This is a genomic window from Thermorudis peleae (assembly GCF_000744775.1).
Taxonomy (GTDB): Bacteria; Chloroflexota; Chloroflexia; order Thermomicrobiales; family Thermomicrobiaceae; genus Thermorudis; species Thermorudis peleae.
In genome coordinates, this window is the sequence record NZ_JQMP01000004.1 from 1 (window position 1) to 24,268 (window position 24,268).

22 protein-coding genes and 1 tRNA gene are annotated in these 24,268 nt (G+C 62.3%); 12 read left to right on the forward strand and 11 right to left on the reverse strand.

Going from position 1 to position 24,268, the window contains the following annotated elements; genetic code table 11:
• Window positions 1–637 precede the first annotated feature (637 nt).
• Window positions 638–835, forward strand: a complete 198-nt coding sequence (locus N675_RS09900; RefSeq protein ID WP_038038046.1) for a hypothetical protein — start codon at window positions 638–640, stop codon at window positions 833–835.
• A 6-nt stretch (window positions 836–841) separates the two neighbouring features.
• Complete coding sequence (locus tag N675_RS09905; protein ID WP_038039191.1) at window positions 842–1,378, forward strand: hypothetical protein; 537 nt, start codon at window positions 842–844, stop codon at window positions 1,376–1,378.
• A gap of 326 nt (window positions 1,379–1,704) precedes the next feature.
• On the opposite strand, the gene N675_RS13745 is transcribed toward N675_RS09905, so the two are convergent.
• The 6 genes from N675_RS13745 to N675_RS09935 all read right to left on the reverse strand — a co-directional run bounded on the left by N675_RS13745 (window position 1,705) and on the right by N675_RS09935 (window position 7,068).
• Window positions 1,705–2,259, reverse strand: coding sequence for a VRR-NUC domain-containing protein (locus N675_RS13745; RefSeq protein ID WP_051914610.1), 555 nt, complete (start codon window positions 2,257–2,259; stop codon window positions 1,705–1,707).
• 12 nt (window positions 2,260–2,271) lie between these two features.
• Window positions 2,272–2,697 carry a putative phosphothreonine lyase domain-containing protein gene (locus N675_RS09915; RefSeq protein ID WP_038039785.1) on the reverse strand — a complete coding sequence of 142 codons (426 nt, stop codon included), beginning with the start codon at window positions 2,695–2,697 and terminating at the stop codon, window positions 2,272–2,274.
• Between the two features lie 3 nt (window positions 2,698–2,700).
• Window positions 2,701–4,620: a helix-turn-helix domain-containing protein gene (locus tag N675_RS09920; RefSeq protein ID WP_038039786.1), complete on the reverse strand. Its 1,920-nt coding sequence runs from the start codon at window positions 4,618–4,620 to the stop codon at window positions 2,701–2,703.
• Complete coding sequence (locus tag N675_RS09925) at window positions 4,610–5,536, reverse strand: bifunctional DNA primase/polymerase (RefSeq protein ID WP_051914611.1); 927 nt, start codon at window positions 5,534–5,536, stop codon at window positions 4,610–4,612. Before N675_RS09925 ends, N675_RS09920 begins: the two co-directional genes overlap by 11 nt.
• Window positions 5,533–5,775, reverse strand: a complete 243-nt coding sequence (locus N675_RS09930; RefSeq protein ID WP_038038050.1) for a helix-turn-helix domain-containing protein — start codon at window positions 5,773–5,775, stop codon at window positions 5,533–5,535. Before N675_RS09930 ends, N675_RS09925 begins: the two co-directional genes overlap by 4 nt.
• Window positions 5,776–5,919: 144 nt before the next feature.
• Window positions 5,920–7,068, reverse strand: coding sequence for a hypothetical protein (locus N675_RS09935; RefSeq protein WP_038038054.1), 1,149 nt, complete (start codon window positions 7,066–7,068; stop codon window positions 5,920–5,922).
• 867 nt (window positions 7,069–7,935) lie between these two features.
• Between N675_RS09935 and N675_RS09940 the strand changes: the two genes are divergently transcribed.
• The 9 genes from N675_RS09940 to N675_RS09980 all read left to right on the forward strand — a co-directional run bounded on the left by N675_RS09940 (window position 7,936) and on the right by N675_RS09980 (window position 17,282).
• On the forward strand, window positions 7,936–9,678 hold the full coding sequence (locus N675_RS09940) for a glutathione ABC transporter substrate-binding protein (protein ID WP_051914612.1): 1,743 nt from the start codon (window positions 7,936–7,938) through the stop codon (window positions 9,676–9,678).
• Between the two features lie 27 nt (window positions 9,679–9,705).
• Complete coding sequence (nikB, locus tag N675_RS09945) at window positions 9,706–10,626, forward strand: nickel ABC transporter permease (protein ID WP_038039787.1); 921 nt, start codon at window positions 9,706–9,708, stop codon at window positions 10,624–10,626.
• Between the two features lie 49 nt (window positions 10,627–10,675).
• Window positions 10,676–11,542, forward strand: a complete 867-nt coding sequence (locus N675_RS09950) for an ABC transporter permease (RefSeq protein WP_038040584.1) — start codon at window positions 10,676–10,678, stop codon at window positions 11,540–11,542.
• Window positions 11,543–11,548: 6 nt separating this feature from the next.
• The gene (locus tag N675_RS09955; protein ID WP_038039788.1) at window positions 11,549–12,379 is read left to right on the forward strand and encodes a M55 family metallopeptidase; all 831 of its coding nucleotides are present in this window, start codon (window positions 11,549–11,551) and stop codon (window positions 12,377–12,379) included.
• A 227-nt stretch (window positions 12,380–12,606) separates the two neighbouring features.
• A complete protein-coding gene (locus N675_RS09960) occupies window positions 12,607–13,953 on the forward strand; it encodes an amino acid ABC transporter substrate-binding protein (protein ID WP_081887046.1) in 1,347 nt (448 codons plus the stop codon).
• Between the two features lie 28 nt (window positions 13,954–13,981).
• Window positions 13,982–14,857: a branched-chain amino acid ABC transporter permease gene (locus N675_RS09965; RefSeq protein ID WP_038039789.1), complete on the forward strand. Its 876-nt coding sequence runs from the start codon at window positions 13,982–13,984 to the stop codon at window positions 14,855–14,857.
• 15 nt (window positions 14,858–14,872) lie between these two features.
• The gene (locus N675_RS09970; protein ID WP_051914613.1) at window positions 14,873–15,862 is read left to right on the forward strand and encodes a branched-chain amino acid ABC transporter permease; all 990 of its coding nucleotides are present in this window, start codon (window positions 14,873–14,875) and stop codon (window positions 15,860–15,862) included.
• On the forward strand, window positions 15,859–16,578 hold the full coding sequence (locus N675_RS09975; RefSeq protein WP_038039790.1) for an ABC transporter ATP-binding protein: 720 nt from the start codon (window positions 15,859–15,861) through the stop codon (window positions 16,576–16,578). The genes N675_RS09970 and N675_RS09975 overlap by 4 nt, the downstream gene beginning before the upstream one ends.
• Window positions 16,575–17,282, forward strand: a complete 708-nt coding sequence (locus tag N675_RS09980) for an ABC transporter ATP-binding protein (protein ID WP_038039791.1) — start codon at window positions 16,575–16,577, stop codon at window positions 17,280–17,282. Before N675_RS09975 ends, N675_RS09980 begins: the two co-directional genes overlap by 4 nt.
• A gap of 995 nt (window positions 17,283–18,277) precedes the next feature.
• On the opposite strand, the gene N675_RS09985 is transcribed toward N675_RS09980, so the two are convergent.
• Window positions 18,278–18,351 (reverse strand) — tRNA-Asp (locus tag N675_RS09985).
• A 476-nt stretch (window positions 18,352–18,827) separates the two neighbouring features.
• Between N675_RS09985 and N675_RS09990 the strand changes: the two genes are divergently transcribed.
• Window positions 18,828–19,655 (forward strand): zinc ribbon domain-containing protein, encoded by an 828-nt coding sequence (locus N675_RS09990; protein ID WP_038039793.1) that lies wholly within the window; start codon window positions 18,828–18,830, stop codon window positions 19,653–19,655.
• 23 nt (window positions 19,656–19,678) lie between these two features.
• Here N675_RS09990 and gcvPA read toward each other — a convergent pair whose 3' ends face one another.
• From gcvPA to purF, 4 genes are all read right to left on the reverse strand, one after another.
• Window positions 19,679–21,022, reverse strand: a complete 1,344-nt coding sequence (gene gcvPA, locus N675_RS09995; protein ID WP_038039794.1) for an aminomethyl-transferring glycine dehydrogenase subunit GcvPA — start codon at window positions 21,020–21,022, stop codon at window positions 19,679–19,681.
• A gap of 105 nt (window positions 21,023–21,127) precedes the next feature.
• Window positions 21,128–21,523 carry a glycine cleavage system protein GcvH gene (gcvH, locus tag N675_RS10000; protein ID WP_038039796.1) on the reverse strand — a complete coding sequence of 132 codons (396 nt, stop codon included), beginning with the start codon at window positions 21,521–21,523 and terminating at the stop codon, window positions 21,128–21,130.
• 90 nt (window positions 21,524–21,613) lie between these two features.
• On the reverse strand, window positions 21,614–22,774 hold the full coding sequence (gene gcvT / locus N675_RS10005) for a glycine cleavage system aminomethyltransferase GcvT (RefSeq protein WP_038039797.1): 1,161 nt from the start codon (window positions 22,772–22,774) through the stop codon (window positions 21,614–21,616).
• Between the two features lie 20 nt (window positions 22,775–22,794).
• Complete coding sequence (gene purF / locus N675_RS10010; protein WP_038040589.1) at window positions 22,795–24,222, reverse strand: amidophosphoribosyltransferase; 1,428 nt, start codon at window positions 24,220–24,222, stop codon at window positions 22,795–22,797.
• Window positions 24,223–24,268 lie beyond the last annotated feature (46 nt).

Consider the following 24,268-nt stretch of genomic DNA (forward strand, 5'->3'; position numbering starts at 1 on the left):
AAGTCAGCTGGAGTTTCTGCGGCAAGGATGGAAGTAAAGATAACATGGCGGTGTCCTGTTGATAGCACGCTAACAAAGGAGGCGGCATTTTCTGGTCAAAGAGTTCCCCTGCGTGAGGTCTCCTCTCGTGGTCGAGCATCTGCCGGTCAGCGAACTACCTGCGACATGGGAGTGTCTAGCGCAAGCACGCAACACGGCAAAGGTAATCGCCGTTATCCTCGATCAGTTGCGCATGGCGAGCACCACGCGTAAGCACTGGTATCTATAAGGAAACCCTTGACGGATTCCCCCGCTTTCGTGCCTCGCTAAACGCAAGAGACCAGGCTGTCTACCGCGCGATTCTGCATGGAGATCACGTCGGTGCACCGTCATCAACATCTCGTTAGCGCAAGCCACGCGCGTTTGATCAGCGTGTCGCACGCTCGATCTGCCAATAGCTCTCACTGAACTCGAACCGGAATTGGTGGATCGATGGACAAGCAGTCGGGAACAGGTTAGCACCCGTGCCCTACCCTCTGAAGCGGCAGTAGCATTAACCGGTTGGAGGACACGTACAGCTGAGTGCAACCAAATCGATGGGAGTTGAGCTTCGTCCCGCTATCCCCGATACTTACTCGTGACGACAAAGGGGGAACACATGACAGCACGGCTGACGCACGAAAACGAGATCCACGAGTTGACCCCTGAGGAGGCCCGGGAACTCTTCGAACGCGAGGCGCAACGGCGCCTGCACATGAGTGGTGATGAGTTCAAGCGGCGCTGGCAAGCCGGTGAACTTGACCCGGAAGACCCCAATGTCCGGATGGTCGCGCTGGTGCTGCCGCTCGCGCACTAGCACACGATGGCCGGCAAGACCCGCCGTGAAGCGATCGCTGCCTACCTCGAGCCGCTCAAGGAAACCCTGGCGTGTGTTTGCCCCCAGCGCTACCGGCACGTTGCCTATCACGGGCCTGATCCAGCCGGTCTCTCCGTGCTCGTTGTGCATCGCCTTGAGCCGGTGCCGCTGCGCCGGCAAGACGGGTCGCGCCTGTGGTTTGAGGTCAGGCAACTGTTCCGCGTCGTCGAGACGGAAAGATTGCGCGGCCCGTACACCGTGGCAACGGCCGCCTACCTCTACCAGATCTCCTACGACGACGGACGAGAACTCCTTGCATTCCACTGGCATCCCCATGGTCAAGGGAAGAGAACGACGCCGCACGTGCATATCGGGCCGGCGGTGGAGCAAGTAGCGGAACGTGTCCGTGAACTCCACATCCCCACGGGATACGTCTCGCTTGAAGCAGTCGTCCGGTTTCTGATCGATGGGCTCAGCGTCGCTCCCCAGCGCTTTGACTGGAGCGAGGTGCTTGCACGGAACGAGGCACGACACAACCAGTAGCGCACGTGAGAGCGCGAGTGTCCATGGGGATCACGCGCGTTCGCCAGCCAATGCCGCTGCAGCCGCGCCCCGCGAACGGCGATACGCCCACGACATCGGAGCGTGCACCACCCCACCGACCGCGTTTCCTGGCCATGCAAGCGGCTCGAGTCCGTCGCGAGCGGTTCCTGGCAGCACAACCCGGCTTGCGGGAAACATTTCCCGATTTTTGAACAGAACCATTCTGGGGTGGGGCGGCGGGTCTCAGGCTGCCCACCGCGACGATTTCATCCCCCCATCGTGCATGGGAACCGTTCCCTTTTCCAGGGCCGTCATCACGGTCAGGGTCACGGGAAGCGCGTGCCCATGATGACGGGTTGGCCCGCAGTCTTTCCCACTCGTTGAACACGCGCAGTACCCCTCACGTTGTATGGCATCATTCCCCCTTCCCCAGGACCAACAGTGGTCACCGTGGGGGGCAGCGTGCTTTTTCTTTTTTCTTCGTTGGAAAAAACATGAACGATACCGCTCGGTGGTGCCGTGCACGGCGCGCAATGAGCAGCGCTTTTTTTAAAGCCGGAAAAATAGCATGCACCTGCAACTGAAAAGCCGCAGGTCCATGCACCAAGGGTGCGCATGGGCCTCAGACGCCCCGCTCCCTGCAAGGCCGCAACGATTTCATCCCAATCCGACGGCCGCCAGACACGAACGATGATGCCAGGTACTTGTTGGAGCACGGCAAGCCAGGCCTCTTGCGCCGGCGAAAGCTTGCCACGTTCAGTCTTGAGTTCGGTCAGGATCAACGGCCGGCCTGGCTTGGCGAGCACCAAATCTGGGAAGCCCGCTGGCGAGCGCACCGAAATCCAGGTATGATAGACCTGCCAGCCGAGCAACCGACGCATGAGGGAACCTCATCAAAACCTCGACGAAACCTCGACGCTTCTGGGTGGGGTGTGCCGCCGCCACAGCTCCCGCGGCGTCGTCTCCCGGGCACCCGGGTCGAGCCAGCGCCGCCGGCCGTGCCAGTCATAACAACTGATGGGCCGAACGAAGCCGAGCCGGAAGCGGAGCACCCGGCGGATGCGCAAGACGGCATCACGATCACCGACATCCGCAACGTAGATCCTGAGTTCGTAGCGCCGGCCGCCGGCGATCGGCTTCAGGCGGGCAGCTGGGCCAAGGTCACCGGCACGCACGGCCGCGCTCACCTTGTCCCAGACACGGCCGGCATACGATGGCCGCAGGATCGAACGCCAGAAGCCGGCCTGCTGGGGATTGAGCCGCTCGACGCCGGGAGCGTAGCACCACTCGCTCGGTGTTCTTGTCCGGGTTGTCATCATCCGTCAGCCTCCTTTCTGTTCGCTCAACCATCCGCGTCGGCGCGCCTCGTCCGGTGAGGCGATGACGCTTTCAGGCGTCATCGTGCCCGATGGCCAAACCACCAGCTGACCCTGTCTGGCCAGCCACTCCAGTACAGGCTGCAGCGTCGCAAACGGCACCCCAACGACTTCAGCCAGGCGATACGCATAAACACCGCCTAGCCGGCGGAGTCGTATGCATACCTGCTCAGCAATGGCGGCATCGAACATCATTGTGTGCATTTGGGGAGCAACACCGCAACGGTCGGCGATTTCCGCGTCAGCATCGCCAAAACACCGTTGCTCCCCGGGGCGCAACGGTGGCGCAACGCTCGCAACGCTTCCCTCGTCCGGGGGCGATGGGCGTTGCGGGTGTTGCGGGGGTGTTGCTCCCCCGGGCGCAACGGTGTTTTCCGCGTCGTGATCGCAATCTCCGGCGAGCGTTGCGCCGTTGCGCTCAGAAGTGAGCAGCAACGTTTCTGGCTCGGGCAACGCCGTCACCGGCGGGGGCAATGGCTCCCCCGGCCGCAGTTTGGCTGGCCGGCCTCGCCCCGTTTCCAGGTTGACGAGGTGGCCAAGTTCGACCGCGCGCCGGACATGCCGGCTGATGCGCGATTTATCGCGGCCGAGCAGGCGCGCAAGCTGCGCAAGCGACACCGTCTCTTCTGGATCCTGACACAGCTCGGCCACGGCCGTGACAACCTCGCGCACCCCCGGCGTGATCCCGCCGGAAACGATGACACCATAGAGCGGCGCCACGAGCTGATAGACGGCGCGGTAGTCTTCCAGCGTGGCGATGATCCGGCCGTGGGTATCGCGCTCGCGTTGCCGCTGGTGGAGGAGCGCATGGGCGCAGATCAGGTTCAAGAGTTGGGGAAAGTCGCGCCGCATCCGCACGAGATCCGCCGACACGCGTTCGGCGAGCCGTTCGGCATAGGGGATCGTGACGCTGCGCGCTCCCTCGCGCTCAAGCCAACGTTGCAACGCATGCCACGGCGCGAGATCCGGCGGTTCGGGAGCGCTTCCGTTGGCAGCCCGGCCAATGGCGAGGAGCACGGCGCGGGTGGCCGCGGGATCTTCCGGCACGCTCACGGCGAGCAACCGCGTGGCCAGCTCATCTTCGACGCCTTTCGTTGTCGTCGTGACGAGTCCCGTCGGCCCCGCAAGCTCGATCGTGCGGCTCACGAGCCGGCCGCTGTCGTCTTTCTCGACAGTCGGATAGCGCACGCGGCCTTCCCAGGTCACCGAGCGCATGATCGCCGCGCCAATGCCGTCGCGGTGCAGGCCAGCCGCCTCGGTGACGAGCAGCATCCGGTGGCTGAGATTGCCACCCAGGTAGAGCAGGCCCCGCTCGGACATGCCGGTGAGGGCAACGATCGCGTCGGCCGGGAAGAGCTGGGCAACCGTCGAGATGAGCAGCGTCTTGCCCGCACCACTGGGGCCCTCGACAAGCAGGTTCACCGGCCGCTCAAGCAGGCGGCTCGTCAGCACGAGGTACACCAGCGCCGGTAGGTGCTCGCCGCCGGGTGGTGGCATCCAGCCGAGCGCGGCGACGGTCTCCGTGACCCGGGTGAGCAGCCGGGGATCATCCAAAAGCGCCAGGGCCGCGGCGAGCGCTTCGCCGTCAAGTGTCTCATCTGCCTCGCTCGCGCCGGGTGGTGGCCCGGCGAGGTACTCCAGCAAGCGTTCGCGCACGATGAGCAAGTCGTCGGCCAGTGCGGGGTTGCCGGCGCGTTCGGCGAAGCGGCGGCGATCCCGTTCACGATCGAGGTTAAGCCGATCGGTGGCGAGCAGCTGGTTGTCGACAAGTGCGGAGACGGTGGCCCGCAGGCCATCGCGCAGGACGGGCTCTTCAACCAGGTAACGCACACCATGGACGATGATTTCGAAGGCATCACCGCGCATCGGCCACCTCCAGGCGGATGATGCGCCGGCGGCTGCGAGGGACTGGTGCGTCCGGCGGACGTGCGGGTGCGTAGCGCGCGACGGAACGCGCGATCTTAGCGAGCTCGCGCTCGTCAAGTGGCGGCCGGCAGCGTGAGGCGTTCAGAATCCGCAGGCACGCCAGGATTTCTGGCTCGGTGCAGCCGCGCCGGCGGAGCGTGCCGGCAAGCGAGGTGAGCCAGCGGTTGCGTTCCCCTTCGCCGATCGTCGGTGGGAGTTCCTTGCTGCTCTGGCCAGGATGCCGGCGCGCCTGGTGGGCCAGCGGCAGCAGCCAGTCCGGCAACGGTGCGAGCGGCAGGTCGGCAATATGGGCGCCCGTGTCCCAGAAGTAGCGCCCGGCCGCGCTCCGGCTCGGCGGGAGAACAACCTGCGCACCAGCCGCTTTGAGTTCGAGTCCTGGCGCAAGCGTCACGGTGGGCACATCTGGTGGCGCAATAAAGTGGTAGTGGGCTCCCCCACCGCCAGTTAGGCCGGTTGGCGTTGGCGGCAGCGGCTCGTGCGTGGCCTCGAGATCGGCGAGTGCCTCGTCACCGCCATGGCGCGGATCGACGTCGAGCACAACATGGCCACCGCCGAGCGCAACGCCGACGTTGGCCAGTGGCCACCGCTGCCACCAGGCCGCGATCGTGGCGGGGTCGCGCGTCGCTCGTCGTGGCCAGTCGGCGAGAATCGGATGTTTCCCCGCGGAGCGGCATGACGGATGACCACAGGAGCAGTGGCCAGCATCGTCCACCCAGTGGAGCGGGATGAGCGGCCAGCCGCGTTGCACGACATACCAGGCGGCAGCCTGCGCGAGCGTGGCGGTGGTATCCTTTTCATAACCACCAGCGACAACCCGCTGCACCGCCGCCCCGGGAACCGGCCGGGGCGGGTTCATCGTTCGACCTCCAGCCGCGCCCAGATTTCCTCTTCCGTCAGCCCCAAGGCTGCCGCGAGTGCTTTCGTTGGTACCCGGTAGCGACGGCCGCCGACGCGGACGATCGGAACGCCGGGGGCAAGTTCGTTTTGCCACCGAGCAAGCTCGTAGGCTAACGTGCGGCCGACGCCTAACAACCGGGCAGCCTGGGTCACGCTGACTGTTGCTGGTCGGGGTGTTGTGGTGTATGGTGTTGCCACGGTGCGTCCTCCTTTCGCTGATCGATCCTCTCCATCGATCAGCGTACGGACGCACCTAGCTTTACGTCAAGGCTTGATTTTGGCGTGATTTCGGCTTGATAGAGGCTTGATGCTCGCGCGAGCACCATCAAGCCTCCGCGCTGCTCAGCGCTGCCAGGCGCGGCGTCCGGCTTCGGAGAGCACGGGGTCGGGGGCGGGGAGAAATGGTTTGAGCCAGGCGTACTTCGGATCGGTGTGGAACTCCCAGAAATACCGCCGCACCGACGACTCGGCGACTGTTCCGTCGAGCTGGCGGATGACGTCCTTCAGCGTCAACCCCTTCAAGAAGAGCTCGGCAACCATATGTTTGGCGCCGGAGAGTTTTTGGAGGTGCTCTGTGACCTCGTCCCGCGGGGAGCGGAGATAGAGCGCGAGTAGCCACGCTTCTGCTGCGCGGTCGTCATGCTCGATGCGCACGGGGAAAAGGACCCGCGCATCCCCTTCCCGGAAGAGCCGAACCAGCCGGTCGAGGAGACAATGGACGGGGAGAAACGTGTAGCAGTCGATTGTCGTGCGCCCGTGATATTCCGCGATCCGGAGAGCGAGACCACTCTGAACGGGTTGTGGGATATGCGTGATCGGTGCGACCTCGGGTCGGGTGACGGCTGCCATGGTCGGGACAACCCACCAGTTGCCGGTGGGTAAAGAGACCCAGCGCGGTGAAGCCAGAAGATCCCAGACCCAGTAGTCGGCCTTGTCGATGGTGACCACGTACGGCAAATCACCGTCGCCGACGCGTACTCCCCAGGCATCGGTCAGGGAAACACCATACCCTCTAGACCGTTTCCGCGGGAAGACCGTGGCACGGAGCCAGGACTCGACCGCGGCGCTCGGCGCATCAACAATCACTGACCAGGCTCGGGGGAGAAAGCCGCCTGCGGCCAGATGGTTGATAAACGTTAGCGCCTGTGGGGTGGGGGGCTGGGCTGGAAGGGGTTGCAGGGCGGTGGCGAGCGCGAGACTCTTGGAGGTACTGGACCACGGGGAGCGGAAGAACTGCAGCGCGTGGAGCGCCCAGCGTCCGTCGCCTTCCCAGACCGCCTGAAGCTGGACCACTGTGGTATCGTCCGCATCCCGGTAGAGTTGTCCCCGATACGCAGCCGCGCCGAGACCGCACTCTTCCCGTGCCATGTCGCAGACGAGTCCCGCCTCCTGCAACACTTCTTCGATCTGCGCCACGAGGTTCTCTGTGTGTGGGGTCGCGCACCAACCGACGATACGCCAGTCGAAAAGGAACCAGTGTCCTATACCCATCGCACACACTCCTTCCGTCGAGTCAGTCAGCAATCCAGTTAGCAACCACGCCAGCACTGGCCGGACAGCGCAGCACTCCAACGATACCACAGGCGCATACGAACGCACAGAACGGATACACTAGCACGCACCAACACGTTGGTCGGCAAACTTCAAAATCGCTGGGCGTCGGTCGTCCCGGCGCTGGTGGGTTCGACTCCCATCCGCCCTCGCCAGCGTCTCACCCCTGGCATCACGCGGATTTGTTCCGCTGCTTTCTGGTCGCTGTCTTTTCCAAAGATGCTGGGGCACACAAAACAGCCAAGAGGCAATCTCAACAGCAACGGGCACCAGTCCGAACCTGTGCCAGAACACGCCGGAAAACTCGTTTCCTCGTTGAGTCAAGCAAGCAGAGCTGGGCATAGACATGGCAGAATTTCCCTGTAGACAAGATTGCACTGTCGGTCAGCTCACCAGAGTAGACCGGGGTAGCTTTACGTCCCTTCAGCCAGAGGCAACTCCTAGCACTCAAAGTCGATGACAGACACGGCCTTCTCCACTTCGTTGAGCCTACGATCAGTGTAGCAGCACAGTGTACAGTGATTACTTCATCACACCTCTCTGGTGAATTCAGAGTGAAGACAGTCAAACACGAACGTCATGCCAACGAACTAGGCTGAACATATACCACTATATAGGAAAAATCCTCGATGTGTCATTGCAGCCGAAACGGCAAAATTTCTTCTTTCTCCGCATGAAGAGGCAGAGCAGTTTCAATATGATCACGCAGGCGGCACACTATCTGTTTACGGTTGCCAGGATGGGCAAGGAACGATAGAATCGCCTCGGGTAGGCGTTGTGTAATCTGCCGGGAAGTAGGTGAAGTACATGCGGACACGGGAAGAGATTTACGGGGCGCTGTTGGAGGAATGGTTAAGCAAAGGGCTCGATCGTCGGCAGTTTCTCCGGCTAGTCGCCATGGGTGCGAGCGCAACGTCGCTGGCCCTGATACTAGCCGCCTGTGGCGGCTCGAAGACCGGCTCGGTCAGCACGCCAGGCCAGCCAACCCGCCCAGCCAGTTCACCGACACCAGCTGGCACACCCACGCCAATCGCTCAGACAATTGGCAAGGCAGCGATGACGCCAAATCCAATGCCGACCTCGGCGCCGTTTGTCAATAAGCCATTCCTCATCGCCCTCAACGTCGAGCCTGACTCACTCGACGTCCATGACTCGTTCTTCAACGCCTCACTCGGCGTTGACAAGTGCATCTATGAGGGCTTAGTTGGACTCGATGACAAGATGCGTATCGTCAACCAGTTGGCTGAATCGTGGGAACCTTCGGCCGACGGGAAAGAATTCACCTTCCGGCTGCGCAAAGGAGTGACTTTCCATGACGGCACGCCGTTCAACGCCCAGGCAGTGAAAGCCAACTTCGATCGGGTTCTGAACGAGACCGGGCTGAAGCGCCACCAGTACTTCGCAGCCTGGCTTGACCATGTTGAAGTGATCGATGACGGCACCGTCAAACTGGTAGCCAAGTCACCATTTGCGGCGATGGTTGCAACCATTGCCCATCCAGCCGGAGGGATTGTTAGCCCAGCAGCAGTCCAAAAGTACGGCAAGGACTTTGGCATCCATCCAGTCGGTACTGGGCCGTTCCGCTTCGTCGAATGGGTGCGCGGCGATCATATTACCCTTGAAGCCAACCCGAACTACTGGAACAAGCCAACTGGCCCCTCCGTGCCCAAGCTGACAATCAAAGGGATTTCTGAGCCAAGTTCGTTGGGCATTGCGGCCCAATCCGGCGAGGCCCAATTCGCTGGACCGCTGAACGCGCCTCAAGCTGTTCAGTTGCAAAAGGCCCAAGGAATCACCGTGCAGCAGAATCCAAGCATCTCGGTCTATTGGGTCACACTCAACAATGCCCGCAAGCCGTTTGATGACAAGCGAGTGCGTCAGGCACTCAACTACGCCGTTAACAAAGAAGAAGTTCTCAAGGCCGCTGATCTTGGCTACGGGCGGATTATGGATTCGCCGATTGGCGACTTGGTCTACGGCTACCACAAAGTCGGCACGTACGAGTACAACCCTGAGAAGGCCAAGCAATTGCTCGCTGAGGCTGGCTATGCCAATGGCTTCTCAGCCACGTTGTGGTGTACGGCCCCGAACAAAGACCGAGCAGTGGCAATCCAGGGACAGCTCGCAAAGATCGGCGTTACCGTTGAGGTCGTGCAAATGGAATCGGCTGCGCTGAACGCCGAACTGGCCAAACCCGTCGATCAATCAAAGACACAGATGGTCATTTCCAACTGGTCGCCATCAACAGGCGATGCCGACTGGGGACTGCGGCCAATCTATGCCAAGGCTTCGTGGCCACCGGCTGGTGCCAATTACGCGTTCTACTTCAACCAGCAGGTTGACGACTTGATCCAAGAGGGTCTGCGCGACGTCGATCCCGACCAACGGCTGGCAGCCTATGCCAAAGCCCAGGAACTGATCTGGGATGACGCTCCGCACATCTTTCTCTACGCACCAACCTATTTCGCAGCAATCAACAATAATGCTGGCGGCGTGGTTGTCCAGCCGGATGGTATCGTCTTCATGCGGACAGCTTTCTGGAAGTCCTAAGCTGACCGCAAGAAAGCGGGCAGACTCATGCTTGCGTATGTCCTGCGGCGACTGGCAGCGTTAATACCAACGCTGATTGGAGTCTCGATTGTCGTCTTTCTCCTGCTGCGGCTGGTGCCCGGCGACCCAGCTCGCCAGGCACTGGGCCCAGAGGCTACGGCCGAGCAGGTAGCCCTGCTCCGCAAACAGTGGAAGCTCGATGAACCATTGCCTGTGCAGTACATCTACTGGGTGAAGCGGATGCTCCAGGGCGATCTTGGCCGCTCAACAATCTCGCGCGTACCTGTCACTCAAGAGATTGCAACCCGCCTGCCGGCGACACTCGAACTGACGCTTGTAAGCATGGTATTTGCAATCATTCTGGGAATTGGACTAGGAGTACTCGGGGCAGTGCGGCATAACACGGCTCTCGACCGCTTCAGTACAGTGCTCGCGCTGTTGGGAGTATGCACGCCATCCTTCTGGCTTGGTCTCATGCTGCTCCTCATCTTTTCTGTCAAGCTCCAGTGGTTGCCGCCGTTCGGCAAGGGAGGCATTACGCATCTTATCCTGCCCGGGCTGACGCTTGGCGCAGGGGCTGCCGCGGTGATTGCTCGAGTAACGCGCACGAGCATGCTTGAAGTGTTAAACGAGGACTACGTGCGGACAGCTCGAGCCAAGGGGCTCGCTCCCTGGCCTGTCCTGATTCGTCACGCTCTCCCCAACGCGCTTATCCCGATTATCACAATTGTTGGGCTCCAGTTCGGCGGGCTGCTGGCCGGCGCAACGATCACCGAGACCATTTTCGCCTACCCGGGCATCGGTCTCTTGCTGATCAACGCGATCAACAATCGTGACTTTCCGATTGTGCAAGCGGCGCTCTTGTTATTCACGCTGCAATTTGTGCTGGTCAACCTGCTGGTCGACTTGCTCTATGCTCGAGTCGATCCACGAATAACCTATCAGTAAGGTGGTTACTGTGGTGCGCGCATCGGGAGTACAGGCAACTGGCTCAGTGATGCTTGAGACCGCGCGTCCAGCGCGCACGCTCTGGGCTGATGCGTTGATGCGTCTGGCCCGCAACCGACTGGCGCTAGCAAGCGGCTGCTTCCTCCTCATCCTCGTGCTTGTAGCGGTGGCAGCCCCGCTGGTGGCTCCCTATCGACCGAATGCACAGGACTACGATCACCTCCTCGAAGGCCCTTCACTGGCGCATCCCTTTGGTACTGACAACTTCGGCCGTGATGTCCTGAGCCGGGTAATCTGGGGCGCACGGCTTTCGCTGAGTGTCGGCTTTCTTGGTACACTAGTCGGCCTCCTGTTTGGCTGCCTGATCGGCGTGTTGGCTGGCTACTTCGGCCACTGGGTCGACGGACTATTGATGCGTCTGCTGGACATTCAGCTTGCGTTCCCGGACCTGCTGCTGGCAATCACGATTGTGGCGATCCTTGGCGTTGGGCTACAGAACGTGATCATCGCCATTGGAATCTTCTCCGTCCCGCAGTTTGCCCGCGTCTTGCGTGGGACGCTGCTTCAGCTCAAACAGCAGGACTTCGTGACGGCAGCACAAGCGCTTGGCGCCTCCGGTTGGCGTATCATCCTCGTCCACCTGCTACCGAATGCAATTCAGCCGGTACTTGTGCTCGCCACGCTTCGGCTGGGAACAGCGATCTTAACGGCAGCGAGCTTGAGCTTCTTAGGACTCGGTATCCGGCCGCCGGCCTCAGAGTGGGGAGCAATGCTCAGCGATGCCCGTCAGTTCCTGCAGGTCGCGCCGCATGTGGCAATCTTCCCCGGCCTCGCCATCCTGCTGACGGTGCTCGCACTGAACCTGCTCGGCGATGGCCTCCGCGACGCACTCGACCCACGGTTACGGAGAGGGTAGACACCTATGCGAGTCTTCGTTGCAGTCGACCTGGAAGGCATTGCCGGCATCGTGCACTCTGAAGAGACAACCCCAGACGCACGCGAGTATAGCTGGGCGCGTCAGCTCATGACTCAGGAGGCTAATGCTGCTATTGCCGGTATCTTCGAGGTCGTTCCCGACGCGGAAGTTACCGTTGCTGACGTCCACGGCCCGTATCGCAATCTCGTGCCTGACATGCTCGACTCACGAGTGACCTTGTTGCGGGGGAAGCCGCGCCAATACGGGATGCTGGACGGGATCGACCGTGGATACCATCTGGCCTTGTTTCTTGGTGCACACGCGCAAGCTGGCGCCTGGCCAGCCGTACTGAGCCACACATTTACCAGTTGCTTCCTCACTGTGCTCGTTAACGGCATCGCGATGGGCGAAATCGGACTGAATGCGGCGCTAGCTGGTGCATTTGCTGTACCGGTTGGCCTGGTCGCTGGCGACGACGCTGCCGTGCGCGAGGCAACAGCTCTGCTCGGCGACTCGATCGTCGGAGTCGTGCTGAAGCGCGCTGTCAGCTATCAAGCGGCAGAGACGGTGGCTCCAGCCCAGGCCTGTGCTCAGCTACGAGCCGGAGCCACTGAAGCCCTCCGGCGTTGGCAACTGGGCCAGCTGCGGCCCTTCCAGGTGACACCGCCAGTGACGGTCCAGGTTGCTTTCACCTCGCCCTTCTTCGCTGACCTCGCCATGCTCATCGACGGGGTGAATCGGCTGGACGGGCGTACCATCACCTTCACCCGGCCCACGATGCCCGACGCGTACCGGGTACTCCGGTTGCTCACCGTCCTCTGCTCAACGCCCCGCTAGGGTAACGCGCTTTCGATCAGCGTGAGGGGCACGTGAGAACAGAGCATGCAGGAGGCAGCCCATCGCATGACCAGTCAAAACAGGAACAAGCACCGCTCAACTCATACCGTGATATGGAACAACCATGGAGAAAACAGCCACGACTTGCCCTTGACGGCGCGCAAGCACGCACGTATCCTGCGCAGAGTTGCGGATTTCGGCAATCGGTGAGGAGGGGAATCAACGCCATGAAACCAGAGGACATGCGACGCGAGACACTCCACCGTGACGCGTTCGCCGGGCTGTCCACCCGCCGGCAGCTCATCCAGCGGGGCCTGGCGCTCGGGCTCTCGATTCCGGTGATCAATGCTGCCCTTGCGGCATGCAAAGGACAAGCGACACCGTCGGCAAGCAGTGGCGCAAGTGGGCCAACCTTCAAGCTCGGTGTTGTTACGTCACTTTCAGGAGATGACGTCTTCGGCGGAAACCTGACACGCCGCGGCTATGACTTCTGGGCCGAGACAGTCAACCAGCGGGGCGGCATCGAGGTTGGAGGCACAAAATACAAGGTGACGATGGTTTACGCCGACGACCAGAGTAAACCAGCCACCGGAGCCGACGCAGCGGAGCGGCTGATCACCCAGGAGAAAGTCGACGCGATTTTCGGCCCCTACACCAGCGGCGTGACACTCGCGGTCGCGCCGATCTGCGACAAGTACAAGGTGCCAATGCTGGCCGGCTCAGCCGAGTCGCCAAACGTCTGGAAGGCCAAGCCCGCATACACGTTTGGGATCATCCCCTCGGTCGACCTCACGGCCGGCAAGGCTCTCGCGGTCCTGGTCAGCCAGGCGAACCCGAAACCAACCAGTGCAGCGATCCTCGGTGCTGACGAGCCGTTCTCCAAGGAGGCTGCCCAGGGCTTCCTGGCCCAGGCGCAGCAACTCGGCCTGACTATCACCAAGCAGGAGTTTGTTCCGCCCAACGCTGACCTCACGCCCATCGTGAGCAGCTTTGCCGCTACGAAACCCGATATTGTTGCAGTCGGTGGGCACGAAGAAGTGCTGATTAATTTCATCAAAGCCGCAAAGTCGCTCAACTTCTTGCCCAAGGCGATTATTATGCACTACGGCGTCACCGAGCCTGATTTTGCCCGTAATCTCGGGCCCGATGCCGAGGGTGTCTTCGGTCTGGCGGTTTGGACGCCTGACGTGTCCTATCGCGACGACCTGTTCGGCTCGGCCAAGGATTACGACACCAATTCCTATAATCGCTGGGGCAGCCATCCTGATTACACTGAGGCAGCATGTTCAGCCTCAGGCGAGGTATTCGCCGCAGCCGTTGCCAAGCTCGGGAAGAAGCCGCCACTCTCGGAAAGTGATCGAGCCAAGTTGCGCGACCTCATCGAGCAGACATCGATCACCACGTTCTACGGGCCAATCGCCTTTGAGACGAGCGGCGACCATTACCATGACAACACAAAGCCAACGCCGGTGCTGGTGCAGATCCAGAAGGGCGCGGTCGTCGCAGTCGGCCCGGCGGAGGCGAAGAAAGCGGAGATGATCTACCCACTGCCGGCCTGGAATGCCCGATCGTAGCCAGCGGTGAACGCGTAAGGGATCCAGTATGACGCTCTTCATCCAGACCATAGCCAATGGCCTGCTGCTTGGTGGGCTCTACGTGGCGCTGGCCATCGGTTTTGCGCTTGCCTTTGGCGTGCTCGACGTTGTCGACTTCGCCGTGGGGCAATGGGTCATGCTCGGCGGGTTCATTGGCTACTTCCTGTGGAAATGGACGGGGATCGACCCGTTCCTCCTGCTGCCAGCTGTCTTCGTCCTGTTCGGGGGAGCGGGCTACCTGCTTGCGCCGCTGATCATGCGCGTGCGAACCAGCAGATACGCCCGCCCCGAGCTGATGGTACTCGCGTTTACCTTTGGCATCGCCTTAATCATGCGGGGCGGAGCACTGACAGCTTGGGGCTTCAACACACGCTCGATCTCGACTGGACTCGGGGGAATGACACTCCAGGGTGGTGGTATCGCCTTGCCAGGACTGCGCGTGGCAGCGTTCGGCTTTGCTCTCGCGGCTGTCGGGCTCTTTTTCCTGCTACTCTACCGTACCCGGTTCGGGCTTGCCGTACGGGCTGTGGCCCAGAATAAGCAGAGCGCGCGCCTGATGGGGATCGATGTCGAACGCGTGAGTGCCCTGGTCTACGCCCTCTACGCCGGGCTGACCGGCATGGTCGGGGTGCTGATGGCGGCAATCTATTCGGTAACCCCTGAAGTGGGCGTCCGGTATACGCTCTTCGCCTTCTTCGTCGTGGTGCTGGCCGGCATGGGATCAATCGCTGGAGTGCTCATCGCTGGCTTCGTCCTCGGCGTCCTTGAAGCGCTCACAGCAGTCTATGTCAGCGGCACACTTACGTTTCTTGTTGTATTCGCGGTGCTCTATCTATCCCTGATCCTGTTCCCCCAGGGGCTGGCGCGTCGTGGGCGTTCGTGACAGCAGGAGGCAGCAGTGACGTGGGCACATGTGCGACGTGGACTGGCCCTCGCAGGGCTGCTGGTGTTGCTCAGTCTGCCGTTCTGGGGCAACGCCTACATCCTCCGTATCGCAACCGGCATTTTTCTCTGGGCTGGGCTCGCCTGCGCCTGGAACATCGTCGGGGGGTACGCGGGCTACATCAGCTTCGGGCATTCCGCGTTCTTCGGCATCGGCGCCTATGCGGCTGGCATCCTGATGGGTGAACGGTTTGGCCTGCCCTTCGCGGGCGCCCTCGTGGTTGGCGTCGCCGCGGCCGGAGTCGTCGCCGCGTTGATCGGGTGGCCGACCCTGCGGTTGCGGGGAGCTTACTTTGCGATCGCGACCTGGGCCTTTGCCGAGATGGTGCTGCAACTTGCCAATGTGCTGCGCATTACCGGCGGCACAGCCGGGCTGACACTGCCCCCGCTCCTCGACGAGCGGTTGTTTTACTTCCTCATGCTCGGCGGTGCAGTGCTAACCTATGGCCTCTGCTTCGTGCTGCTCGAACGCTCGCGCTTTGGCTACCGCCTGAAGGCTATCCGCGACAACGAAATTGCAGCCGAGACGTTGGGTATCGACACCACCCGGGTGAAACTCCAGGCGTTTGTGCTCAGCGCAGCAATCACCGCAGCTTTTGGCGCCATCTATGCCTACTGGATCACCTTTATCAACCCAACCAGCGTGCTCGCCGGGGACATTACCGACCAGATGGTCGTCATGGCCTTGCTCGGCGGCTTGGGGCACCTGTGGGGCCCAGCGATCGGAGCAGCAAGCATGTACCTGGTGAATCGCCTGTTCTGGAGCCTGTGGGGGAATACCACGGCTTACATTGTCGTGCTTGGGGTCGTCATCGCGCTGGTCGTCTTGTTCCTGCCCGACGGCCTGGTAAGCCTCTGGCCGCGGACACGGCGGCTCCAGGTGCTGCGCGCTCTGGGCCCGCACCCGCAACAGGAACGGCCCACAGTCGCGGAGGAGCAGCGATGAGCACTCCCTTGCTTGCCGTCGAGGGCCTCCGCAAGACATTCGGCGGGATTGTGGCCGTAAACGGAGTACGCTTCCAGGTCGCGCCGCAGGAAATCGTCGGCATCATCGGGCCGAACGGCAGCGGCAAGAGCACGCTCTTCAACCTGATCAGCGGCGTCTTGCGCCCTGACGCTGGCCGCATCATCTTCCGTGGCCAGGACATTACTGGATGGAAGCCCTATCAGATTGCCCGGCTCGGCATCGGGCGCACTTTCCAGATTCCAGCCGTCTTTACGACCATGACGGCGTGGGACAATCTGCTCACGGCTGCCGTCGAGGCCGACTGGGCTCACGCACCACAACGCGCTGAGCAACTGCTGGCTTTGCTCACCTTGGACGCGGTGCGCGACGTGCGCGCCGACAGCCTCTCGGGCGGCCAGCAGAAGCTGCTGGAGCTTGGCCGGGTGCTGATGCGGAACCCTACGCTCATTCTGCTCGACGAGGTTACGGCCGGCGTCCACCCCACTTTGCGCACAGTGATGCTGGATGTCGTGCGCGAACTGCGCCGCAGCGGCACCACGTTCCTGGTGATCGAGCACGACATGGAACTCGTGCGTACCCTGTGCGACCGCATCCTGGTGATGGACTTCGGCGAGGTGATTGCCAGTGGCACGTTCGCCGAGATCGCCGCGCACCCTGATGTCATCGAGGCATATCTCGGGAGGCGTGTTTCATGACAGGGCTGCAGGTGCGCGACCTGGTGACTGGCTACGGCAAGGTCGAAATCCTCCATGGCGTGTCCCTCGACGCTGCCGCGGGAGAGGTAACCTGTGTCTTTGGGCCGAACGGCAGCGGCAAGAGCACGCTCATTAAGGCGATTGCCGGGCTCAACCGCGTGTGGGCAGGAACGGTGCGGCTGGGCGAGGTGCGGCTTGACACGCTGCCGGCACACCACATCCCGCGGCACGGCGTCTGTCTGGTGCCGCAAGGGGGTGGCGTCTTTCCCCAGCTCACCGTCCTGGAGAACCTGCGGCTTGGTGGCTACCTCCTCCCACCACGCGTGGTGGAGGAGCGCGTTACTGCGTTGCTCGACGCGTACCCAGAACTCGCCCGGCGCCGCGGCGTTCAAGCTGGGAGGCTGAGCGGCGGCGAGCAGATGCTGCTCGCCCTGGCCCGGGCGTTGGTCGCTGAGCCGCGGTTTTTGTTGCTCGACGAGCCGTCGGCCGGGCTCTCGCCGCGCCGGGTCGCTGAAACGTTCGAGCGCATCGCAGCGCTCACAGCCCGGGGTGTCGGCATCCTGATGGTCGAACAGAACATTCGCGAGGCAATGCGCATCACCAACCGGCTGGCCATTCTTGTTGGCGGTCGCACACGCTTCACCGGGACGCCGGCCGACGTCGCCGACGAACGCCAGCTGATGGCGCTCTACCTGGGAGGCTGAATCCCCAAGGCAGGGTGCTGCCCCAGCTCCATGATGGAGCCCCAGGGTGATGGGAAGACGGGTGATTTCCCGGAATCCCGTTCCCTCATCCCAAGGGAACGGGATTCGGGAAGCAGGATAGGCTCCGCGTGTCATACTGGCTTTCCTCCCGTTCCCGATCCCTAAGGAACGGGAACAGGAACCTGGCCCCTTCCTGATTCCCGATTCCCGTTCCCTATAAGGGAACGGGAATCGGGAATCAGGAAGCAGGAAGCACCGTAAGGGAACCAGTGAGGGATTCCCGGACCGGTTCCCGGCGGGAATGCCCGGGAGGAATCTCGGGAAGACGGTCACGGCAAGCATCAGTCCATTCCTCCCGTTCCCGTTCCCTAAGGAATGGGAACGGGAGGAATCAGGAATAGCACGTGCGGGTCTCCTGCCGTTCCTCCCGGCCATCCCCGGCGGGAAGGAATCGGGAACGGCCTCGCCGCGTCGCCATGCGCCGTTGCGTGTGGCATCCCCGCGAGAACGGGAATCCAGGAATTGGCCGCCGGAGCGACCAGGCCGACGTCCCCAGGATCAGCAGCCGCGAGGCAACGCGACAGACGCGACACACCCTCACGGCTGGCACCCACTCCGCTCCGTCGCCTCCTGCCTCCTGCCAGGCATGTCCGCTGCACAGGAGGCTCCGGGGCGCGAGGGCAGAGCAAGACGCGGCAGCCCCCCGCTGACACACCCCACCTAGGCGGGGCGCACACCGCAGCGCGCCACGCAAGCGCCAACGCCCCCTGTCCCGTCAGCTCGGGCGCACCCTCAACGCGCCCCACCTGCGCTGGCCCCCCGCGTAGTCTGCGACGAGGCAACACCCACGCAGGAGCATACGCGTGTTCCAGCACGTGCCGTCAGCCCTACCTGACCGGCAGCCTGAGAACACGCCGGCATGGGGCGTGGGAGCCGCGCCGGCGAACAAAGCCGCGAACAAAAACGGCCGGTTATGACCGGCCTGCGTCATGCTGCGGAAGCGACGGGATTCGAACCCGCGATCTCGGCCTTGACAGGGCCGCGTGTTAGGCCTCTACACCACGCCTCCAGTTGTCACGCCGAGAGTATGCCATGCCGCACAGCGCGCTGTCAAGCTGGTCGCCCGGCTCTCACTGCGCCCCCGCACGAAAGAGCTCGCGCAGTGCTCAGCCGCACAACCCAGCCTCCGCGCAGCGTGTTCGCCGAACGCTGCCAACGCAGCGCACTGGCTGCCGCGGCGGCACGGCGGTGCCCGGGACGGGTGCACGAACGCCGGATCAGGGGCGACATCGCTGGCCATACTACGCCGCACCTGCCAGGGAGAACACGCCAAAACCCGCCCACTGCGTATGCCAGAGCGCTGCTCGTGAGACGATCACCCACAACGAGGCATACCCGCGGACAGCGGGAACCCCATGCTTCCCGCTTCAGGCGATAGTTTTCTAATGGGAGCGCAGACTGGGGGCCGAACCACACGCCGACCGGGACATTCCATCCACGACGAAGCACACACGAGCGACTGCGGCGCAAGAAAGGAGCAACCGCGTGATATACTACTGCCCATCGTGCGGAACACGTGTACCCTATGCCAACGCACGCTACTGCCAGCAGTGCGGGCGGCCGCTCCATGCCCCCGCCGGTGGTCGCCCTGAGGAGACTGAAGCATCCAGCACCGTTGCCATCGGGCCAGGCGGTGCGGGCTACCACCGTGCTGACAATCCCGTGATCATCCCCTTCCGCAGCTCGCTCGCCCCGTCAGTTTCCGGGGCAGCGAACACGCGAGCGCAGGCAGCGCGCCGTCCCCTCTGGCTTGTCGCTGGCTTAACCCTCGCGACCTTTGGCTTCTACTGGTACTACTGGCTCGGCAAGAGCTGGAGCGAAATGAAAGCGGAGGTTGACGACCCCGGGATGGACCCGCTGGGGCATGTGTTAGCGATGTTTGTGCCGATCTATAACCTGTTTCGCCTGTTTGCTCACTACCGGGTGATCAACCAGTTGCTCGCCCGAACAAGCAGCCTTGTTCGCGTCCAGCCGTGGCTCCCGGTCGGATTTACGCTCTTTGGCCCCTTTGCTGTCTTGCTGGTTGGAGCATTACTGCTGAGCATTGTCATAACCGTTGCCCCATCCAGTAGCATTAGTGCCCTCATGAGCATACTGCTGATCGCAGCATACCTGTTCTCAACACAACTCTTCAGCGCCCTGTACGGCCAGCACGGGCTGAACGCCTATTGGGACGCACTCACCGGCAGCCGGGCAGCCTATCGCGTCGGGCTGGGGCAATGGCTGCTGCTGCTCATCGGGCTCATCATCTGGTTATGGTTGATTGCGGCAATCATGCAGGGGGTTACGGAACCCACCGTCTCAAGAATCTAACAAGCGGGAGTGGGCTGGCGACACTACGCGAGCGTCGCCAGCACCTCCACCAGCCGGTCGATCTGCGCGCGCGTGGTAAGCTCAGTCGCACAGAGCAGCCACAGGTCTCGATAGCGCTCATCGAGTTGCCCAAGCGCGCAGCCGCCGATGATGCCATGGTCGAGCAAGCGCGCGTTCACCTCCTCCGGCGGCAGTGGCGGGCGAACAGCGAATTCGTTGAAGAATGGCCCTTCGCCAACGAGCTCCCAGCCGTCGAGGGCAGCGATCCGATCAGCCAAATAATGCGCTTTCTGGTAACAGAGCGTCGCCACCTGGCGAAGCCCATGAGCCCCCAACGCTGAGAGGTACACAGTCGCCGCCAGTGCCATCAGCCCCTGGTTGGTGCAGATGTTGCTCGTCGCCTTCTCGCGCCGGATGTGCTGCTCGCGGGTCTGCAGCACCATGACAAAGCCACGTTTGCCCTCGCTGTCTTGCGTCATCCCGATCAGCCGACCCGGAACCTGGCGCACGAGCTCGCGCCGCGTCGCAAACAAGCCCAGCGCGGGGCCGCCGAAACTCATTGGGATCCCCAGCGACTGCCCTTCGCCCGTCACAATGTCAGCGCCAAGCTCTCCAGGCGGTTTGAGCAACCCCAGGGCGATCGGATAGACCGAAACATGCAGCCGCGCGCCATGGCGGTGTGCCAGCTCAGCAATCGCGGCAATGTCCTCAATGCGCCCGAACACGTTGGGATATTGCACTGCGATACAGGCTGTCTGCTCATCAACGTATTCGGCCAGCACCTCGGGCGTCATGCGCAGCGTTGGCGGCGCCGGCACGTCGACCACCTGTACCGGCAAGCCCCGCGTATAGGTGCGGAGCACGGACCGATAGTGAGGGTGCACCGTTCCGGCCACGAGCAGCTTGACCCGGTTTCGCGGCAGCGAGACAGCATGCAGGCAACCCTCAGCAAAGGCCGTTGCGCCATCATACAGCGAGGCGTTGGCAACCTCCATGCCAGTCAGCAGACAGACCAATGACTGGAATTCATAGATTGCCTGGAGGGTTCCTTGCGCGACTTCGGGCTGGTAGGGCGTATAGGCGGTGTAAAACTCACCGCGCCACAGAATCTGCTGGACAACGGCCGGGACATAGTGGTGGTAGCTGCCAGCGCCAAGGAAGATCGGCGCCTGGTCAGCATGGAGATTGCGGCCTGCCAGCTCCGCGAGTTCCGCAGCAGCTTCTGGCTCCGAGAGCCGCGGCGGGAGATGCAGTTCAGGAAAGCGATAGCGCTCGGGGATCGGCGCGAAGAGGTCAGCAACCTGCTCAACGCCGATCGCTTCCAACATTGCCCGCCGGTCTTCGGGCGTGTGCGGGCTGAACGTCATGGTCCGTCATCCTTTCGTCCACTCGCTGCCTGGCGGATTCTCGTACTCTGACCATACCCTCGCCAAGCGAGCTGGGTTCCCTGTTCGGCAGGCACCTGCAAGCACTTAGGCGGCAGCCAGCTCCTTCAAAAACTGCTCGTAGGCTTTTTCGTCCATGAGCTGCTCAAGCTCGCTGGGATCGCGCAGGCGAATCTTGACCAACCAGGCCTCACCATACGGTGAGCGGTTGACCACGTCGGGTGCATCGGTGAGCGCCGTATTGGCCTCGATCACCTCACCGCTCACCGGCGCATAAATATCCGATGCCGCCTTGACCGACTCGATCACCCCCAGCGGTTGCCCTTGGGTGACCTGCGTTCCCGGAGCCGGCAATTCCAGGTAGGTAATATCGCCGAGTTCCGATTGGGCGTAATCGGTGACGCCAACGATGGCAATATCCCCTTCGACCTTGACCCACTCATGACTGCGTGTGTAACGCAGTCCGGGCTCAACCTTTGCCATTCGACGCCTCCCTTCCTGCCGATCACTGTCCTGTCAGATTCGTGCAGCGGCCATCGCGTCGCACCGGTTGCTGGCCACAGTATAGCTGGCTTATGCCGTCGATCGCTTATAGAACGGCGTCTTCACCTGTTCAGCGGCAACGGGCGTGCCGCGGATCACGACAGCAAATGATCGCCCGACGCCAGCGTATTCGCGTGCGATCAGCGCGAGCCCAATCTGCTGGCGCAACGTTGGTGAGGTCGTCCCACTGGTGACCATGCCAATCTCGCGTCCATCAGCGACCACTGGACAATGGCTGCGGGGAACACCACCACGTTCGACTAACCGGAAACCGACCAGCTTTCGTGGTATGCCCTGTTCTTTCTGAGCCAGCAGCGCCGACCGGCCGATGAAATCGCCCTTGTGGAACTTCACGACCCAGCCAAGGCCAGCTTCCAGGGGCGTGATCTCCGGCGACAATTCATTGCCATAGAGTGGCAGGCAGGCTTCCAGTCGCAAGGTATCCCGCGCCCCCAGCCCAACTGGCACCAGCCCGTCTGGTTCTCCAGCAGCGAGCACCGCATCCCAGAGCACCCCAACCTGCTCGATTGGACAATAGAGTTCAAAGCCGTCCTCGCCGGTATAGCCTGTCCGCGCTGCCAGCACGGGGACGTCGGCAACGGTTGTTGCCACGGCGCTGAACGACGGGACGGTTGCAAGATCGGCCGGAGTCAACCGCTGCAGGATGGCCACTGCCCGTGGCCCCTGCACTGCGAGCATGCCAATCGACGCTGAAATATCGCGCACCGTCACGTCTGCCAAGTCTGAGCGCTCAGCCCGTCGTTCCTGGAGCCAGACGACATCCTGCTCGGTGTTCGCCGCGTTCACCACTACCAGGTAGCGCTCGCCAGGGGGTGCGTGGTCAGCGTCAAGAAACGCGAGACCAGCGGGCAGCCGATAGACCAGAATGTCGTCAACAACGCCGCCGTGTGGATACAGCAGCATCGAGTAGTGCGCCTGCCCTGGGGCAAGGGCAGCCACGTCATTTGGGGTAACCCACTGGAGAAACGGCAGCGCATCGGCACCGGTGACCAGCACTTGCCCCATGTGACAGAGATCAAACAGGCCGGCACGCGTGCGCGTGGCCAGATGCTCAGCGAGAATACCCTGATACTGTACCGGCATCCACCATCCAGCAAAGGCCGTCATCCGGGCGCCAAGGGCAAGGTGACGGTGCTCAAGCGGCGTCCGCTTCAACGCTGATGGCTCCACGCTCTCCCCCTGTTCCCAGCTCAACGCGATGGTGAGGCAACGGCTGGCTCGCGCCGCGCACGATCAGCCTCGGGCACCGGCACGGGATACTGCCCGGTCAGGCATGCCGTGCAGAAACGTTCACGCGGCAGTCCGATTGCACGCATGAGCCCTTCGAGGCTCAAATAGCCGAGCGAGTCCGCTCCAATCGCCTCACGAATCTGTGCGACCGACAGCTGCGCCGCAATGAGTTCTGCCCGCGTTGCCATGTCAACGCCGAGATAGCATGGGAAACGGATCGGCGGAGCATGCACCCGCATATGGACTTCGCGCGCGCCATGCTCGCGCAGCAACTCGACGATTGGCCGGCTTGTCGTCCCGCGCACAATCGTGTCATCGACGAGCACAACACGCTTTCCCTCGATGACTTCGGGAACAACGTTGAATTTGAGCTTTACCCCCTGCTCACGGAGGCGCTGGTCCGGCTGGATAAAGGTTCGCCCGATGTAGCGGTTCTTGACCAAGGCCTCGGCATAGGGAATACCGGATGCCATGGCATAGCCAATCGCGGCTGGCGTCGCTGAGTCGGGCAGCGGCACCACGACATCGGCTTCAGCCGGATGCTCACGCCAGAGCTCAACGCCCATCCGCTGGCGAACAATCGCCAGCCGGCGATTCAAGAGGATGCTGTCAGGACGAGCAAAATAGATGAGCTCGAAGACGCAGGTTGCTTGCTGACCTGCCCAGTCAGGATCACGGTAACTGCGGACACCCTCGTGATCAATGACCACGATTTCGCCCGGCTCAATTTCGCGCACCATCTCTGCGCCGATCGGCCCGAAGGCACAGCTTTCCGAGGCAATCACCCAACCGTTCGGTTCACCGGCAAGTCGACCAAGGCAGAGCGGGCGAATCCCCAAGGGATCACGGACAGCGATCAAGGCCTGGGGCGTGAGAATCGCGAGACTATAGGCACCGACAAAGTCAGTCATTGCTCGGCGGATTCGTGTTGGCCAATCAGGACCGGGTGTCTGCACGATCATCCAGGCCAGCGCTTCGGTATCGGTTGTGCTCTGGAGCGTGGCACCACGAGCAGTCACCGCAGCGCGCACGGCATCGCTGTTCACAAGATTGCCGTTATGCGAGACCGCAATGACATCGTTGCCTTGTCGAACCAAAAACGGTCCTGCATTGACCGGCACACTACTGCCGGTTGTCGAGTAACGCGTATGGCCAATGGCAATGAATCCCGGCAACGCTCGCAAGTCATCTTCGGTGAAAGCGCTGGCGACGAGGCCCATGCTCGTGCGCAGGAACAGCTGCTGGCCGTCGCTCGTGGCGATCCCTGCACTCTCCTGCCCGCGGTGCTGCAACGCAAACAATCCAAAGAACGTCAAACGCGCGACATCGCGTCCTGGCGCATAGACACCGAAGACGCCACATGCCTCGCGCGGCCGATCGTCACGCACGACACCCTCACTTTCGCCCAGCACCGCGCGGTCATTGTGTACAGCT